The sequence below is a fragment of the Mycobacterium sp. 1165196.3 genome (assembly GCF_001673415.1).
GTDB classification, from domain to species: Bacteria; Actinomycetota; Actinomycetes; order Mycobacteriales; family Mycobacteriaceae; genus Mycobacterium; species Mycobacterium europaeum_A.
This window is the reverse complement of record NZ_LZLU01000141.1, coordinates 14,725-29,422: the sequence shown is the minus strand read 5'-3', so window position 1 is coordinate 29,422 and position 14,698 is coordinate 14,725. Positions and strand designations below refer to the sequence as shown.

Annotated in this window: 13 protein-coding genes and 1 pseudogene; 4 read left to right on the top strand and 10 right to left on the bottom strand. The window is 69.0% G+C overall.

Annotated features, from left to right (window positions below; translation table 11 throughout):
- A pseudogene (gene rpoZ, locus A5659_RS28980) lies at window positions 1-170 on the top strand (DNA-directed RNA polymerase subunit omega); the annotation flags it as partial.
- A gap of 174 nt (window positions 171-344) precedes the next feature.
- Here rpoZ and gmk read toward each other — a convergent pair.
- Window positions 345-1,016, bottom strand: coding sequence for a guanylate kinase (gmk, locus tag A5659_RS15420; protein WP_156749237.1), 672 nt, complete (start codon window positions 1,014-1,016; stop codon window positions 345-347).
- A gap of 88 nt (window positions 1,017-1,104) precedes the next feature.
- A complete protein-coding gene (mihF, locus tag A5659_RS15415; RefSeq protein WP_007171927.1) occupies window positions 1,105-1,419 on the bottom strand; it encodes an integration host factor, actinobacterial type in 315 nt (104 codons plus the stop codon).
- A gap of 766 nt (window positions 1,420-2,185) precedes the next feature.
- Here mihF and A5659_RS15410 point away from each other — a divergent pair.
- Window positions 2,186-2,608 carry a molybdopterin-binding protein gene (locus tag A5659_RS15410; protein WP_066861659.1) on the top strand — a complete coding sequence of 141 codons (423 nt, stop codon included), beginning with the start codon at window positions 2,186-2,188 and terminating at the stop codon, window positions 2,606-2,608.
- A gap of 13 nt (window positions 2,609-2,621) precedes the next feature.
- Here the strand turns inward: A5659_RS15410 and pyrF are convergent, their stop codons facing one another.
- The 7 genes from pyrF to pyrR are packed head-to-tail and all read right to left on the bottom strand — an operon-like array spanning window position 2,622 to window position 11,350.
- A complete protein-coding gene (gene pyrF, locus A5659_RS15405) occupies window positions 2,622-3,446 on the bottom strand; it encodes an orotidine-5'-phosphate decarboxylase (protein ID WP_066861655.1) in 825 nt (274 codons plus the stop codon).
- Window positions 3,443-6,808: a carbamoyl-phosphate synthase large subunit gene (carB, locus tag A5659_RS15400; RefSeq protein WP_066861653.1), complete on the bottom strand. Its 3,366-nt coding sequence runs from the start codon at window positions 6,806-6,808 to the stop codon at window positions 3,443-3,445. Before carB ends, pyrF begins: the two co-directional genes overlap by 4 nt.
- On the bottom strand, window positions 6,808-7,941 hold the full coding sequence (carA, locus tag A5659_RS15395) for a glutamine-hydrolyzing carbamoyl-phosphate synthase small subunit (protein WP_066861650.1): 1,134 nt from the start codon (window positions 7,939-7,941) through the stop codon (window positions 6,808-6,810). Before carA ends, carB begins: the two co-directional genes overlap by 1 nt.
- Window positions 7,941-8,441, bottom strand: coding sequence for a transporter (locus tag A5659_RS15390; RefSeq protein WP_067182254.1), 501 nt, complete (start codon window positions 8,439-8,441; stop codon window positions 7,941-7,943). The genes carA and A5659_RS15390 overlap by 1 nt, the downstream gene beginning before the upstream one ends.
- Window positions 8,442-8,490: 49 nt before the next feature.
- Window positions 8,491-9,795: a dihydroorotase gene (locus A5659_RS15385; protein WP_067182249.1), complete on the bottom strand. Its 1,305-nt coding sequence runs from the start codon at window positions 9,793-9,795 to the stop codon at window positions 8,491-8,493.
- Entirely contained in the window at window positions 9,792-10,769 is a 978-nt protein-coding gene (locus tag A5659_RS15380) for an aspartate carbamoyltransferase catalytic subunit (protein WP_066880575.1), read from the bottom strand. The genes A5659_RS15385 and A5659_RS15380 overlap by 4 nt, the downstream gene beginning before the upstream one ends.
- Window positions 10,766-11,350: a bifunctional pyr operon transcriptional regulator/uracil phosphoribosyltransferase PyrR gene (gene pyrR, locus A5659_RS15375; protein WP_067142548.1), complete on the bottom strand. Its 585-nt coding sequence runs from the start codon at window positions 11,348-11,350 to the stop codon at window positions 10,766-10,768. The genes A5659_RS15380 and pyrR overlap by 4 nt, the downstream gene beginning before the upstream one ends.
- Before the next feature lie 274 nt (window positions 11,351-11,624).
- Here pyrR and A5659_RS15370 point away from each other — a divergent pair, with 274 nt between their 5' ends.
- Window positions 11,625-12,887 carry an HNH endonuclease signature motif containing protein gene (locus A5659_RS15370; RefSeq protein ID WP_067182246.1) on the top strand — a complete coding sequence of 421 codons (1,263 nt, stop codon included), beginning with the start codon at window positions 11,625-11,627 and terminating at the stop codon, window positions 12,885-12,887.
- Window positions 12,888-12,958: 71 nt separating this feature from the next.
- A complete protein-coding gene (locus A5659_RS15365) occupies window positions 12,959-13,591 on the top strand; it encodes a class I SAM-dependent methyltransferase (RefSeq protein WP_156749239.1) in 633 nt (210 codons plus the stop codon).
- A gap of 67 nt (window positions 13,592-13,658) precedes the next feature.
- Here A5659_RS15365 and A5659_RS15360 read toward each other — a convergent pair whose 3' ends face one another.
- Window positions 13,659-14,657 (bottom strand): helix-turn-helix transcriptional regulator, encoded by a 999-nt coding sequence (locus A5659_RS15360; protein WP_067182240.1) that lies wholly within the window; start codon window positions 14,655-14,657, stop codon window positions 13,659-13,661.
- Window positions 14,658-14,698 lie beyond the last annotated feature (41 nt).

Genomic DNA, 14,698 nt, shown 5'->3' with positions numbered 1-14,698 from the left:
GCAGCGATCCGTCCGCCGGGGGACAGGGCGCCTACGACACCCCGCTGGGCATCACCAACCCGCCCATCGACGAGCTGCTGGACCGCGTCTCGAGCAAGTACGCGCTGGTGATCTACGCCGCCAAGCGGGCCCGTCAGATCAACGACTACTACAACCAGCTCGTCGATGGGCGGGTTGGTGATGCCCAGCGGGGTGTCGTAGGCGCCCTGTCCCCCGGCGGACGGATCGAACCGGTCGGGGACGGCGGCCAAAGCCGCGTCGGACTGCGGAATACTCACTTAGGTCAATCTCCTGGCGGATTCGAGCGGCTCGTCACCGCTGCAAAGTTCGGAAAAATTCGGTGGTCAATCTTGCTGGGATGTGGTCCGGCTTCTGGTCTGGCCAGACGGGTCAGGCCGGTCCGGCGCAGTTCCCACCAGCAAGGATACCAATTCGGAGCACGCTGACTCCAATTGACTGTTCACGACCACCCGGTCGAAGTCGTTTTGGGCCGCCATTTCGATGCGGGCGGTCTCCAGCCGCCGCCGCATGACCTCCGGCGTCTCGGTGCCGCGGCCGATGAGCCTGGCCTCGAGATCCTCCCAGCTGGGCGGTGCGAGGAAGACCGCGAGCGCCTCCGGCATCGCCTTCTTGACGGCCCTGGCGCCGGCCAGGTCGACCTCGATGAGCACCGGAAACCCATTGGCCGTGGCGGTCCGGATGGGCTCGGCCAGGGTGCCCGACCGGTGCAGTCCCGAATGGATTTCGGCCCACTCCAGCAGCGCGCCCTCGTCGATCAGCTGCTGGAAGCGGGCGGGGCTGACGAAGTGATAATCGACACCGTCGACCTCGCCGGGGCGCGGCGCCCGCGTGGTGGCCGAGACGCTGAAATGCAGGTTCGGCACCCGCTCGCGCAGGCACCGGACGACCGTCGACTTGCCCACCGCGGAAGGACCGGACAGCACGACCACACGTCCGTTACCTGATGGTTCTGGACGTGTGCCGTGCTGGACGTCCGGTCCCCCGCCGGCGCTCACGGACGCCCCTCGGGGGGTGCGCCCACGGCTCGGGTCGGATTGCCCGCCTTCTCCTCAGGCCGTGCGGCCTGCATCGTCGGCGGCCGGGTTAGGAGCCGAACTTTTCCAGCAGGGCCTTGCGCTGACGATCGCCGAGACCGCGCAGGCGGCGGGTGGGGGCGATCTCCAGCTCAGTCATGATTTCCTGCGCCTTGACCTTGCCCACCTTGGGCAACGCCTCGAGAAGCGCGGAAACCTTCATCTTGCCCAGGACTTCGTCGGTCTCGGCGTCCTTGAGCACCTGGGTCAGGTTGGTGCCGCCACGCTTCAGGCGGTCTTTGAGCTCTGCTCGCGCTCGACGTGCGGCAGCCGCCTTCTCCAACGCGGCCGCGCGCTGCTCGTCGGTCAACTGGGGAAGGGCCACGATTCCTCCGTATCTGATCAATCAATTTCAATCGATCGCTTTTTGTCTCGCCGGTACTTCTGCCAGCGGAGACGACCGTACTCAGGCCTCCTGACGAAATCTAACCCGACCCCCTGCTTGAGGGGACAAACTCCCAGCATGGACCGGCGCGTGGCAGGCCGAAGCGGCGCTCCCGCCGGGGCCGGCGGCGGCCGCCTTCGACGTTGCCCGGGCGGGGTTCGCCGGGCCGGTTCGACGCCTTGCCAGGGTCGCTAGCTGCGGTTTTAGCCCCCGGGGGCGGCGCGCGACGGCTTGGCCGGGCCGTTCGGAAACCCGCCGCCGAGCGGCCGTGACGCCCGGTGCGACGGATCACGGATTTGTTGCGGCGTGTCGCGCGTGTCGCGCCGCCGGTCAAAGGGCAGGCCAACGCCGCCTTTGGCCCGGCGCAGCGGTCCAGGCCGCCCCTGGATCGCCCGGCAACAACAGGCCAGCCATCGGGGAGACGACGGCCGAACCGCCGGGAGGTACACCGACTCGGTCTGCCAACGCACGATGACCTTCACCAACCACCAAGGGCCGCAGCGTCGTTGGCCGACCGCGGTTCGCCGCCGCGCCCGACGGGCGCCGGTGCGTGCGGGGCGCCGAGGGTCCGCGGATTCCGATCCGCCCACAGTGCGTTTCCGTAACCACGGTTAAATCTGCAATCTGGTTCCGTAACTGCGGTTTTCGGGCCCGCCCGCGGGCCATTTCAGCTAATCGGCGGTGCGGAATCCGATACGATCGGGGGGTGTCCAACCTGCGAATTCGCCAGGCGGCCGAGCTGCTCGGAGTCAGCGACGACACCGTGCGGCGCTGGATCAACCAGGGCACATTGGCGGTCAGTCACGACGCCGCCGGCCGCAAGGTAATCGCCAGCGAGGACCTCGCCCGCTTCTCCCGCACCAATGCGCCCGCCCCGCCGGCGGACCCGCTGAGCATCGGCAGCTCGGCCCGCAACCGCTTCGTCGGGCTGGTCACGTCGGTGGTCAGCGACAAGGTGATGACCCAGGTCGAGATGCAGTGCGGCCCGTTCACGGTCGTCTCGCTGATGAGCACCGAGGCCGCCGAGGAACTGCAGCTGCGCCCCGGCAGCGTCGCCGTGGCCGTCGTCAAGGCCACCACCGTCATCGTCGAAACCGCGCGGCCCAGCACCGCAGTCGCGTCGGACTAGACGCAGAACCCGCTCACACGGCCAGGTAGGCGACCGCGTCCAGCATGCGATCGGCCGCCGCGCGCAGCTCCGGCACGCCCGGCCCGGCGCGCAGCACCTCGCGGGCCACCGCCGGCAACAACTGGCCGGGTTCCGCCCCGCCCAGCCCCGCCAGCGCCTCGGGCCGCCCGCCCTGGACGCCGAGCCCGGGCACCAGCACCGGGCCGCCCAGGGCGCTCAGATCGGGCGCCTGCAAGACCGTCGCGCCCACGACCACCCCCACGTATCCCGGCCCGGATCCGGTGGCGGACCGATTCACCACCGCCGCCTGGTCGACGACCAGCTGGGCCACCGTGCGGCCGTCGAAGGCGGCGCGCTGCACGGTCGCCCCCTCCGGGTTGGAGGTGGCCGCCAGCACGAACACCCCGCGGTCGTGCGCCGCGGCGGCTTCCAGCAGCGGCCGCAGTGAGCCGAACCCCAGATATGGCGTGGCCGTCACCGCGTCGGCGGCCAGCGGCGAATCACCCGCCCAGGCGGCGGCGTAGGCCGCCATCGTGGTGCCGATGTCGCCGCGTTTGGCGTCGGCCAGCACCAGCACCCCGGCCGACCGCAGCGCCGCGATGGTGCGTTCCAGCACCGCGAATCCGGCGGCGCCGTACGCCTCGAAGAACGCGACCTGGGGTTTGACGACCGCGTAGCCGGAGAACGCCTCGATGCAGATGTCGCAGAACGCGGCCAGCCCGTCGGCGGTGGTGGGCAGGCCCCAGGCGCGCAGCAGCTCGGGATGCGGGTCGATGCCCACGCACAGCGGCCCGCGCTCCGCTTTCGCGGCGGCCAGCCGGACGCCGAACCCGGTCACCGGTGCCCGCTACCAGGCAGACCGCCCTGGCCGATCTGGCTGTGCAGCTCTTGCAGGCTGCGCACGCCGATGTCGCCGCGGATGCCCGCCTCGATGCCCTGGACGGCGGCCGAGGCGCCCTGCACGGTGGTGACACACGGGATATTGACCGACACTGCGGCCGAACGGATTTCGTAGCCGTCAATGCGTGGCCCGGAGTTGCCGTAGGGCGTGTTGATGACCATGTCGACCTCGCCGGCCTTGATCGCGTCCACCGCGGACTCCGCGGGTCGGCCCGGCTGCGGCTCCTCGAAGTGCTTGCGTACCTCGTCGCACGGAATCCCGTTGCGGCGCAACATCTCCGCTGTCCCCTCGGTGGCCAGCACGCGGAAACCCAGGTCGGCCAGCCGCTTGACGGGGAACACCAGCGAGCGCTTGTCGCGGTTGGCCACCGACACGAAGATGGTGCCCTGGGCGGGCAGCGACCCGTACGCCGCGGTCTGGCTCTTGGCGAAGGCGCTGCCGAAGTCGCGGTCGATTCCCATCACCTCCCCGGTGGATTTCATCTCCGGGCCCAGCAGCGAATCGATGCCCGAGCCGTCCGCCCGGCGGAACCGGTGGAACGGCAGCACCGCCTCCTTGACCGCGATCGGGGCGTTCTGCGCCGCGTGGGCGCCGTCGCCGGACGCCGCCAGCAACCCCTCCTCGCGCAGCTGGGAAATCTTGGCGCCCAACATGACCCGGGCGCAGGCCTTCGCGAGCGGGATCGCGGTGGCCTTGGACACGAACGGCACCGTGCGGCTGGCGCGCGGGTTGGCCTCCAGGACGTAGAGCACGTCGTCCTTGAGCGCGTACTGCACGTTGAGCAGCCCCACGACACCGATGCCGTGCGCGATGGCCTCGGTCGCCCGGCGCACCTTCTCGATGTCGCTGCGGCCCAGCGTCACCGGCGGCAGGGCGCACGCCGAGTCGCCGGAGTGGATGCCGGCCTCCTCGATGTGCTCCATGATGCCGCCGATGTACACCTCGGTGCCGTCGCACAGCGCGTCCACGTCGATCTCCACCGCGTCCTCGAGGAAGCGGTCGACGAGCACCGGGTGCTCGGGCGAGAGCTCGGTGGCCCGGGTGATGTAGCCGCGCAGCGTCTCCTCGTCGTAGACGATCTCCATGCCCCGGCCGCCCAGCACGTAGGACGGCCGCACCAGCACCGGGTAGCCGATGTCTTCGGCGATCCGCCGGGCGTGGTCGAAAGTGGTTGCCATGCCGTACTTCGGCGCGGGCAGGCCGGCGGTGGTGAGCACGTCGCCGAAGGCGCCGCGGTCCTCGGCCAGGTCGATGGCCTCCGGCGGGGTGCCGACGATCGGTACGCCCGCGTCGGCCAGGCGCTGCGCCAGCCCGAGCGGGGTTTGGCCGCCGAGCTGCACGATCACCCCGACCACGCCCGGGCCGTCTCCGGCGGACTGCTGCTCGGCGCGGAACACCTCGAGGACGTCCTCGAAGGTCAGCGGCTCGAAGTAGAGCCGGTCGGCGGTGTCATAGTCGGTGGACACCGTCTCCGGGTTGCAGTTGACCATCACCGTCTCGAAACCGGCCTGCGACAACGTCGTTGCGGCGTGCACGCAGCTGTAGTCGAATTCGATGCCCTGGCCGATGCGGTTGGGTCCCGATCCGAGGATCAGCACCTTGGGCTTCTCGGTCTGCGGCGCCACCTCGGTCTCGGCGGCGGGGTCCAACTCGTAGCTGCTGTAGTGGTACGGCGTCTTGGCCTCGAACTCCGCCGCGCAGGTGTCGACGGTCTTGTACACCGGGTGCACGCCGAGGCGCTCGCGCAGCGAGCGCACCCCGTTCTCGCCGGCCAATTCGGGGCGCAGCGCGGCGATCTGGCGGTCCGACAGCCCGCTGTGCTTGGCCTGGCGCAGCAGGTCGGCGTCGAGCACCGGGGCGGCGATCAGCTCCGCGCGCAGCTCGATCAGCTCGCCGATCTGCGCCACGAACCACGGGTCGACGCCGCTGGCCTCGGCGACCCGCTCCACCGACGCGCCCAGCCGCAGCGCCAGCTCGATGTCGTAGAGCCGGCCCTCGGTCGGGGTGCGCAGCCGGTCGAGCACCTCACCGACGTCGCCGTCCGGGTCCGGCTTGGTCCAAAAACCCGCGCGGGTGGTTTCCAGCGACCGCATCACCTTGCCGAGCGCCTCAATGAAGTTGCGGCCCAACGACATCGCCTCGCCGACGGACTTCATGGTGGTGGTCAGGGTGGGGTCGGCGCCGGGGAATTTCTCGAACGCGAAGCGGGGCGCCTTGACCACCACGTAGTCCAGGGTGGGCTCGAAGCAGGCGGGCGTCTCCTTGGTGATGTCGTTGACGATCTCGTCGAGGGTGTACCCGATGGCGAGCTTGGCGGCGATCTTGGCGATCGGGAAGCCGGTGGCCTTGGAGGCCAGCGCGCTGGACCGCGACACCCGCGGGTTCATCTCGATGACGATCAGCCGGCCGTCGACCGGGTTGATCGCGAACTGGATGTTGCAGCCGCCGGTGTCCACCCCGACCTCGCGCAGGATCGCGATGCCCAGGTCCCGCATCCGCTGGTATTCGCGGTCGGTCAGCGTCATCGCCGGCGCGACGGTGACCGAGTCGCCGGTGTGCACGCCCATGGGATCGAAGTTCTCGATCGAGCAGACGACGACCACGTTGTCGTTGCCGTCGCGCATCAGCTCGAGCTCGAATTCCTTCCAGCCGTAGATCGATTCCTCGATCAGCACGTTGGCGCTCGGGCTCTCGGCCAAGCCTGCGCCGGCCATCCGGTCGACCTCTTCGACGGATCGCGCCATGCCGGACCCCAGCCCGCCCATCGTGAAGCTGGGCCGCACCACGACCGGCAGCCCGAGTTCCTCGACGGTCTCGCGGACCTCCTCCATCGTGAAACAGACTCGGCTGCGGGCGGATTCACCGCCGACCTTGGCGACGATGTCCTTGAACATCTGCCGGTCCTCGCCGCGCTGGATGGCGTCGATGTCGGCGCCGATGAGCTCAACGCCGTGCCGCTCGAGCGCCCCGTTTTCGTGCAGCGCGACCGCCGTGTTCAGCGCGGTCTGCCCGCCCAGCGTGGCCAGCAGCGCGTCGATCTTGTTGCCGCGCTCGGCCTGCTGGGCGATCACCTTCTCGACGAAGGCGGCGGTGATCGGCTCGACGTAGGTGTGGTCGGCGTACTCCGGGTCGGTCATGATGGTGGCCGGGTTGGAGTTGATCAGGCTGACCTCCAGGCCCTCCGCACGCAGCACCCGGCAGGCCTGGGTTCCCGAGTAGTCGAACTCGGCGGCCTGCCCGATGACGATCGGCCCGGAGCCGATCACCAGCACGTGACGCAAGTCGGTACGACGCGGCACTACCGCCCCTTTCCGCGGTTTGGGGCCGCCATCAGGTCGATGAATTGGTCGAACAAATACTCCGCATCGTGCGGACCCGCCGCGGCCTCCGGGTGATACTGCACCGAGAACGCCTGCCCGTCGGCGAGTTTGACGCCCTCGACCACTCCGTCGTTGGCGCAGGTGTGGCTGACGATCGCTTGGCCGAACGGCGTGTCGAAGGACTGGCCGGCCTCTCCCTCGAGCGCGAAGCCGTGGTTTTGTGCGGTGACCGCCACCCGCCCGGTGGCGTGGTCGATCACCGGGATGTTGATGCCGCGGTGACCGAATACCAGCTTGTAGGTGGACAACCCCAGCGCCCGGCCCAGGATCTGGTTGCCGAAGCAGATGCCGAACAACGGGATTCCGGCGCCCAGCACCTTGCGGGTGACCTCGACGACGTGATCGGCGGTGGCGGGGTCACCTGGGCCGTTGGACAAGAACACCCCGTCGGGCTTGATGTCGGCGATCTGGTCGTAGGTCGCCGAGGACGCCAGCACATGGGTCCGGACGCCGCGGCGGGCGAAGTTGCGCGGCGTGTTCGTCTTGATGCCCAGGTCCAGCGCGGCTACCGTAAACCGCGGTGCCCCTTCGGGTTCCACGATGTAGTTGTCGGGCGTGCTGACCTCGCCGGCCAGGTCGGCGCCCAGCATCGACTGCTGGCCCCGCACCCGCGCCAGCAATTCGTCCACCTCGGCGAGCGCGTCGCCGGAGAACACGCCCGCCTTCATCGAGCCGCGGGTGCGCAGATGGCGCACCACCGCGCGGGTGTCGATGCCGGCGATGCCGACGATGTGCTGGCGGACCAGCTCGTCCTCCAGGGTTCCGGTGGCCCGCCAGCTGGACGGGCGCGGCGACGGGTCGCGCACCGCGTAGCCGGCGACCCAGATCCGGTCGCCGCGGCTCTCGGCGTCCTCGCCGTTCCAGCCGGTGTTGCCGATCTGCGGCGCGGTGGCCACCACGATCTGCCGGTGGTAACTGGGATCGGTCAGCGTCTCCTGGTAGCCGGACATGCCGGTGGAAAACACGGCCTCGCCGAGTGTTTGGCCGATTTTGCCGAACGGCGTGCCGGTGAAGACGCGGCCGTCCTCGAGTACCAATTGCGCTTTAGTCATCAGCGCCGCTCCTCTTCGTGATGCGATTCGAGCCAGTCGTCGTAATCGGAGCGGCTGTTCGCCCGGAACCCGGTGTCGATCTCGACGCCCGACGGCAGCCGCCAGCGGATCGCCAGAATCCCGATCCGGCCGGTCATCCGGCGCTCCATGCGGATCTCGGTGATCGATTCTCGGGGGATCCAAATCGGTTGGGCCCGTAGGCGTTCCACCATGATGCCCCCGGCGTAGCGGGTCAACACCGCCTTGCTGCGGAAACCGAGGTCGCCGGCCGCGATCCGCTCGTGCCAGCCCGGCGCCATCATGGACCCGCAGTAGTGGCCGCGGGTGCTGATCGTGGCCGCCCCGACGTGGTCCGGGATCTCGGGCAGCGCGCCGATCAGCTCCGCCTGTTGCTGTGAGCGGCGCTGCCAGGTCCGCATCATCAGCTGGATGACCACCGTGATGACGACCACCACCACGGCGGCGAAGATCAGCGACCCCACCAGGGTGGCGGAGTTCATGCGCGCCGCTCCTTCTCATCGCTTCGCTCTGCATCGTCACCGGCGCGATTCATGCCGGCGACTTCCCGTCTCGGGCGGTGACCTTGCCGCGCAGCAGCGTGGCGGTCACGGTGGCGGGCAGGGTCATCGCCTCGTAGGGCGTGTTGCCCGAGCGGCTGGCCAGCTCCGACCCGGTGACGGTCCACGAGGCCGTGGGATCCACCACCGTGAGGTTGGCGGGCTCCCCCACCTCCAGCGGCCGGCCGTGGTCGGGCAGGCCCACGATGCGGGCGGGGTTTTCGCTCATCACCCGGGCAACGTCCCGCCAGGTCAGCAACCCCGGGCTGACCATCGTCTGCACCACGATCGACAGCGCCGTCTGCAATCCCAGCATGCCGGGCCGCGCCGCGGAGAACTCCACGCACTTCTCGTGCTCGGCGTGCGGCGCGTGATCGGTGGCCACACAGTCGATGACACCGTCAGCCAGCGCCTGGCGCAACGCCACCGCGTCGGCCGCCTCGCGCAGCGGTGGGTTGACGCGGTTTTGCCCGTCGTAACTGGTCAGCCTGCTGTCGTCGAGCATCAGGTGGTGCGGGGTGACCTCGGCGGTGATCGAGATCCCTTGCTGCTTAGCCCATTTCAGGATCTCGACGGTGCCAGCGGTGGATGCGTGGCAGATGTGTACCCGCGCGCCGGCGTCGCGGGCCAGCAGCGCGTCGCGGGCCACGATCGACTCCTCGGCCGCCCGGGGCCAGCCCGCCAGGCCCAGCCGGGCCGCGGTGGGGCCCTCGTGGGCGACGGCGCCGACCGTCAGCCGCGGCTCCTCGGCGTGCTGGGCGATGAGCACGCCCAGCCCGGTGGCGTATTCCAGGGCGCGGCGCATCACCAGCGGGTCGTGCACGCAGATGCCGTCGTCGGAGAACATCCGCACCTGCGCGGCCCCGGCCGCCATCATGCCCATCTCGGTGAGCTCTTTGCCGGCCAGCCCGACGGTGACGGCGCCAACCGGGTGCACGTCGACCAGGCCGACCTGCTGCCCGCGGTGCCAGACGTGGTCGGTGACCACCGGGCTGTCGGCGACCGGGTTCGTGTTGGCCATCGCGAACACCGCGGTGTAACCACCCAAAGCGGCTGCGGCCGAGCCGGTTTCGATATCCTCGGCGTATTCACGCCCCGGTTCGCGCAGGTGGGTGTGCAAGTCCACCAGGCCGGGCAACAGCACCTGACCGGTGGCGTCGATGACGTCCAGGTCCTTTCCGACGCCTCCGGCCTCGGCCAACTTGGGCCCGATGTCGATGATCTGGCCGTCGTCGATCAGCACGTCGACGCGATCGCCCTCGCCGTACAACAGCACCCCGCGCAGCAGCACGCTCACGCTACACCCTCTTCACCCGAGTTCTCCGCCGTCTCGGTGCCGACCAGCAGGTGAAACAGCACCGCCATCCGCACATGCACGCCATTGGAAACCTGTTGCAGCACAGCCGATTGCGACGAGTCGGCCACCGAGGAGGCGATCTCCATGCCGCGCAGCATCGGCCCCGGGTGCAGCACCACGGCGTGGCCGGGCAGCAGCGCCTGGCGGCGGTCGGAAAGCCCGTAGAGGGAGGAGTATTCGCGCACCGACGGGAAGAACCCGCCGTTCATCCGCTCGGCCTGGACCCGCAGCATCAGCACCGCGTCGGCGGCGGGTAGCTCGGCGTCGAAGTCGTTCGACACGGTGACCGGCCAGCCCTCGACGCCGACCGGCAGCAGCGTGGGCGGCGCCACCAGGACCACCTCGGCGCCCAGGGTCGCCAGCAGCATGACGTTGGAGCGGGCGACCCGGCTGTGCAGGATGTCGCCCACGATCACGATGCGACGGCCTTCGATGCCGCCGAGCCGTTGGCGAATGGTGAGCGCGTCCAGCAGCGCCTGGGTCGGGTGCTCGTGGGTGCCGTCGCCGGCGTTGATGACCGACGGTCCCCCACTGTCTCCGGCGGCGTTCGCGCCGGTCCACTCGGCGAGCAGGTGCGCGGCGCCGGACGCCGGGTGCCGGATGATCAGCGCGTCGGCGCCGGCGGCGCGCAGCGTGAACGCGGTGTCGCGCAGCGACTCTCCCTTGCCCACCGACGATCCCGACGCGCTGACGTTGATCACGTCGGCGCTCATCCACTTGCCGGCCACCTCGAAGGACACCCGGGTGCGGGTCGAGTTCTCGTAGAACATCGTGACGATGGTGCGGCCACGCAGCGTCGGCAGCTTCTTGATCTCGCGGCCCACCAGCGCCTGGGCGAACCGGTCGGCGTCGTCGAGGATCGCGGTGGCGTCGTCGCGGCTCAGGTCGCCGGCGGCCAGCAGATGGCGCGTCATCGTGAGATCACCACCCCGTCGTCGCCGTCGTTCTCCCGCAGCAGCACGTGCACGCTCTCCCCGCGCGAGGTCGGGACGTTCTTGCCCACGTAGTCGGCGCGCAGCGGCAGTTCGCGGTGGCCACGGTCGACCAGCACCGCCAGCTGCACCACCCGCGGCCGGCCCACGTCGCGCAGCGCGTCCAGCGCGGATCGGACCGAGCGGCCGGAGTACAGGACGTCGTCGACCAGGATCACCAGCGCGTCGTCGATGCCCCCGGCCGGAATCGAGGTGTCCTCCAGCGGCCGCGGCGGTTTCTGCATCAGGTCATCGCGATAGAGGGTGATGTCCAGGGCGCCGTGGCCCACCTCGACACCACTGTATTCGCCGATGTTGGCGGCGAGCCGCTTGGCGAGAATCACACCGCGGGTCGGGATGCCCAGCAGCACCACCCGTGGTGCGTCGGGGCCGTCCAGCGCGGTCTTTTCGATGATCTGATGCGCAATGCGGGAAATGGTGCGGCCCACGTCGGCCGCCGACATCAACTCCCGGGAATCGCCGCCCTTGAGACCGGGGAAGCCGGTGTCGCCCGCAGCACCCATACGAAACTTGACCTCCTTCTCCGCCTCGCCGGACGGATCGTTAAAGGATGTCGACTGCACGGCAGCGTAGCACTTATTTTGCCGGTGACGGCGCGAGGCACCTGCCGTGCCGATCGACGGCAGCCTACTGCGCGGGCGGAGGCGGCGGTGGCGGCGGAGCAGGCCAGGTGCGACGCGGCGGGATCTGCCCGCAATCGAGTCCGTACCCGGCCGCGGATGTACAGACGCTTTTGTTCCGCGGCCGGTTGTCGGTGGGCGGACTATTGTCGAAAGTATGTTCGAATCCTCGGAGGAAGCCGCGTTGCTGGCGCGGATCGCCGCGCAGGAGCGCGCCAAGTCGGCGGCCGCGGCGGACCAGGCTCGGGCGGCCGCAGCCCTCGACGCACTGCGCCGTGCGAACGAGGCGGCCGCCGGAGTGCCGGTCGCCCAGCGCGGCCGCGGAGTAGCCAGCGAGATCGCCTTGGCGCGACACGATTCCCCCGCCCGGGGCGGCAGACATCTCGGATTCGCGAAGGCGTTGGTTCACGAGATGCCCCACACCCTGGCCGCCCTCGAGAGCGGGCGATTGTCCGAATGGCGGGCCACCCTGATCGTTCGTGAGTCGGCTTGCCTGGACGTCGAGGACCGCCGCGCCCTGGACGCCGAACTGTGTGGCGACGGATCCTCGTTGGACGGGATGGGCGACGCGCGAATAGCCGCGGCCGCCCGGGCGATCGCCTATCGGCTCAATGCGCAGGCGGTGGTCGATCGTGCCGCCAAGGCCGAATCCGAACGCACAGTGACGATCCGGCCAGCCCCGGACACGATGACATGGGTGTCGGCATTACTGCCCGTAGCACAGGGCGTCTCGGTCTACGCGGCGCTCAAGCGCGCCGCCGACACCACAGTCGATCAACGCTCGCGTGGCCAGGTGATGGCCGACACGCTTGTTGAACGGGTTACCGGGTGCCCCGCCGAGGTCGCCCAGCCGGTAGCGGTCAACCTGGTCATCTCCGACGAATCGCTGTTCGGCGCTGCACCAACCGCGGCGAACGTCGACGGGTATGGCCCGATCCCCGCGGCCGTAGCCCGCCAACTCGTGAACGGTGCAGTGCTCGACCCCCGGTCCCGCGCCACGCTGCGCCGGCTCTACCGACATCCGCGCTCGGGGGCCCTGGTGGCGATGGAATCGCGGGCGCGGCGTTTCCCGAAGAGCCTGGCCACCTTTATCGGGTTTCGCGATGGCCGCTGTCGCACCCCGTACTGCGATGCGCCCATCCGCCACCGCGACCACGCCAGGCCGCATCGTCGCGGTGGGTTGACGAGTGCGGCCAATGGGCTGGGCTTGTGTGAACGTTGCAACTACGTCAAGGAAGTTCCCGGTTGGCGCGTCGCGGCGGAAACCGACGAAAACGGTTTGCATACGGCAGATTTCATTACGCCCACCGGCATGCACTATCGCTCCGGCGCGCCACCGGCACCCGGGCCGTTCGGGGTGGAACTCAGTGAGCTGGAAATCAGGATCGGCGTCCACCTGGCCGATCCCCACGCCGCCTAGCTGAGGCCCGCCAGAACTCGCTTGGCGGGTCTACGCTGGCGATAGTGACTTCATCGTCTGGATTTTCCGGCTTGCAACACATGGACTTCGACGCGCTGTACCGCGGCGAGAGCCCCGGCGAAGGCATCCCGCCGATGGCCACACCGCCGTGGGATACCAAGGCGCCAAAGGACAATGTCGTCGCATGGCACACCGGCGGCTGGGTGCATGGGGACGTCCTCGACATCGGCTGCGGTCTCGGCGACAACGCCATCTATCTTGCCAAAAACGGCTATCACGTAACCGGGCTGGACATCTCCCCGACCGCGCTGATCACCGCCGAGCGGCGAGCCGCGGACGCCGGGGTGGACGTGAGGTTCGCGGTAACCGATGCGACCGAGCTCGAAGGCTACGCCGACACGTTCGACACCGTCGTCGACAGCGGCATTTCTCATTGCCTCGACGAAACAGGCAAGCGCCGCTATGCCTCCGCGGTACATCGGGCGACCAGACCCGGCGCCACCCTGTTGATCAGCTGCTTTTCCAACTCCAACGCCGCCGACCCGCAATGGCCTCGGCCCTCGGTCTCCGAGCAGACGCTGCGCGAGGTTCTCGGCGGCGCGGATTGGGACATCGAGTCGCTAGAGCCGGCCACCATGCGCCGCGAATTGGACGGCAAGCAGTTCGAAATGGAGTTCTGGTACGTCAGGGCGCGGCGGCGCTGACCGACTAGTTGTTGCGGGTCATGAGGTTATTGCCGCCCGATGTGGTGGTGGTAGTGGGTTGCAGGGGTCATGCGTCTGCTTGCGCGTTTTCGTCGAGGAGTCGGAGGAGTTGGTGTCCTCGTTCGGTGAGCCGGTAGGTGACGTTGCGTCCGACTCTGGTTCCGACAATTGTCCCTGCATCGCGCAATACGGCGAGGTGATTGCTGACGGTGCCTAGAGATTGGCCGAGGGTGCGTGCGAGTTGGGTACTGGTGGCGGGGGTTTTCAGTTGTCGTGCGATGCGGGAGCGGCCAGGACCGAGAAGGGCCGACAGTGCGTCGGTGCCGCAGGCGTCGGCGGTGGTCGGCTCGGCATGGGGGCCGTGGGCGCAGTAGACCAGGGCGTAGCGTGGGCCTTGTTCACATGTCCACCAGCCGCCGGTTGTGGTGCGGGGCACAAAGATCAGTCCCTCGTCGATAGTGCGGTCGGGCCAGTGCTGACTGCTGAAGCGAATGGTGTTGTCGCCGATCCAGACTGAGCGTTGTTTCATACTCTCGACGGTGTGCTTCCAGCCGTAAGCGGCCAGTAGCCCGGCGCGGTACATGATGTCGCGTTCGAGGACGGCACGACGTCGCGGCCAGTCCGGCGAGACGAATTGCTGCCAGCCCTCGTCCAAGACCATCGCGGCGCGGGTTGCGAGGTTCTGCTGGTTGAGCCAGTCGAGAGAGTGCGTTTTCCAGCTTGCTGCCGCGGCGGCCCGCACCGCGGCGCGGATGTTGTCGTCGCTGAAGGTTGTCATCGCCGCGAGTTCGTCGCTGAAACGGGTATTGATGCCGTGCTCAGGCGGTAACGCAATCATGTCGGGGAATCTTTTGGTCGTGGCGATCAACGCCAGCAGTGCCGCAGCGATCGGGCTGGCGCCCAGCCACCGGCGGTAGGCCGGCTGGTGTTCGGCGTGCCAGCGGGCCAAGGAGGGGTCGGTGCATCGGCGCTGCAAGGTAATTAGCACGCCGACGGTCTCGGCCAGCGGTGAGATCGCGAAACGGCAGTGGGCTAGCGCATTGGGGCTGAGCTTGAGAAGTGTCATATCCTTGCGCCTTTTGCCGTAAGGATAGCGACTGTATCGCG